Below are 1,082 nucleotides of genomic sequence, written 5' to 3'. Positions count from 1 at the left end.
GATAGTCCTTGATCGTGGTGTCTTCAGATGAGCTAAACGTAAGGTAGCCGTCATTTCTAATTAGGGACACGCGATTGTGTTCATTAGCATGAATGTCGTTACGAAACACTGACGACGTATTCATGTTAAAGCCAGCGGTCATTACCGCTTGTACTACGCCATTTTTATCTGGAATCGCTTTACGAATGGGAATAACTAACGAATCTTGCGCTTCCATAAAGTAGGTTCTGCCGATCACCATGCGATCGGAGTTCAACGCTTCAAGGAAGGTCTCTCTGGTCAGCGGATCTTGCTTGAGATTGTGTAGCTTTTCCAAAATCAAGTTCGAGCTAACGGAAATGTAGTCGCCGTTGGGATTGGTCAAGCCAAAACCGATGATCGCCGGATGAATGTTGAGAAGTTTATCTAACATTGGGCGAGTTTGAATGGCCGCGGTACGAGTGAAGCTATTTTGCTCCACCAGTTGATGACCAACGACTTCTAGCAGCGATTCTTGCCCTTTTAAAAGTGACTCAACGGAGGAAGCAAACAGCTCCAATTGTAGGAGCTGTTTGTCTTTGTATTTGTCTAACGTTGCTTGGTAGTGGTAATAGCCGAATAGCGAAAATGTCACGATACTGACGGTGAGCAGCATCATGTAAAGAGTCCAAATGTTCTTCTTTAATCCGACCATATTGTTTTGATAACCCCTAGCTTAACGCGTAATTGGCAGTGAGCAGTCTGCACCCCATTCTGTCCATGAACCGTCATAAACAGATAAGTTGCGTAAGCCTAGTTGATGAGCTGCCAACAATAAAATACAGGCAGTCACACCTGAGCCACAGCTGAAAATGATTGAATTGTCATTATATAGCGACAGTTCGCTAAATGCTTGTTTCAATTCTGAGTTCGGTTTGATGTAACCGTTATCCAGCAGTTCTTGAAAAGGCAGGCACAACGAGTTTGGAATATGGCCACTGCGCAATCCTTCTCTTGGCTCAGGCACTTCACCAAAAAAGCGCGCTCGTGAGCGAGCATCAACAATAGGCGCGCTGCAATTGTTTGAGTACTCTAATACTGCATTTGCGTCCAAAGATGCATTT

At 44.5% G+C, this 1,082-nt stretch carries 1 protein-coding gene and 1 pseudogene; both read right to left on the bottom strand.

Features of this window, described 5'->3' with window-relative positions; genetic code table 11:
• Positions 1–673, bottom strand: a pseudogene (locus tag R7E42_RS25340) (PDC sensor domain-containing protein); the annotation flags it as partial.
• A gap of 21 nt (positions 674–694) precedes the next feature.
• Positions 695–1,082: rhodanese-like domain-containing protein (locus R7E42_RS25335; protein WP_318073282.1), on the bottom strand; the 388-nt coding region annotated here is incomplete at its 5' end.

It is taken from the genome of Vibrio sp. Vb1337 (assembly GCF_033338715.1).
In the GTDB taxonomy this organism is placed as follows: Bacteria; Pseudomonadota; Gammaproteobacteria; order Enterobacterales; family Vibrionaceae; genus Vibrio; species Vibrio alginolyticus.
Note: the sequence above shows the minus strand (reverse complement) of the source record. Positions and strands in the feature narration are given on the sequence as shown.